General features: G+C 67.0%; 1 protein-coding gene. It reads left to right on the top strand.

Going from position 1 to position 814, the window contains the following annotated elements; all coding sequences use genetic code 11:
• Positions 1-814, top strand: an 814-nt coding sequence (locus ADK64_RS06680; protein ID WP_199829506.1) for an alpha-glucosidase C-terminal domain-containing protein, incomplete at both ends; no start/stop codon positions are given.

The following is an 814-nucleotide window of genomic DNA, read 5'->3' as shown; positions in this document are numbered from 1 at the left end:
GTACCCGGACACCGTGCTGCTGGCGGAGGCCAACCAGTGGCCCGAGGACGTGGTCGACTACTTCGGCGACTACGGCACCGGCGGCGACGAGTGCCACATGGCGTTCCACTTCCCCGTCATGCCGCGCATCTTCATGGCCGTACGCCGCGAATCCCGCTACCCCGTCTCCGAGATCCTCGCCAAGACCCCGGCGATCCCCTCGAAGTGCCAGTGGGGCATCTTCCTGCGCAACCACGACGAGCTCACCCTCGAAATGGTCACCGACGAGGAACGCGACTACATGTGGGCCGAGTACGCCAAGGACCCACGGATGCGCGCCAACATCGGCATCCGGCGCCGCCTCGCCCCCCTCCTCGACAACGACCGCAACCAGATCGAGCTGTTCACCGCCCTGCTGCTCTCCCTGCCCGGCAGCCCGATCCTCTACTACGGCGACGAGATCGGCATGGGCGACAACATCTGGCTCGGCGACCGCGACGCCGTCCGCACCCCCATGCAGTGGACCCCCGACCGCAACGCCGGCTTCTCCTCCAGCGACCCCGGACGGCTCTTCCTCCCCACGATCATGGACCCCGTCTACGGCTACCAGGTCACCAACGTCGAGGCCGCCATGTCCTCGCCGTCGTCCCTGCTGCACTGGACCCGCCGCATGATCGAGATCCGCAAACAGAACCCCGCCTTCGGACTCGGCTCCTACAACGAACTGCAGTCCTCCAACCCGGCGGTGCTCGCCTTCCTCCGCGAGTACGAGGACGACCTCGTCCTGTGCGTCCACAACTTCTCCCGCTTCGCCCAGCCGACCGAACTCGACCTG

The sequence above is a fragment of the Streptomyces sp. MMG1121 genome, from assembly GCF_001280015.1.
Classification (GTDB): Bacteria; Actinomycetota; Actinomycetes; order Streptomycetales; family Streptomycetaceae; genus Streptomyces.
The sequence above is the reverse complement of the archived record's forward strand: the minus strand, read 5'-3'. Positions and strand labels throughout refer to the sequence as shown.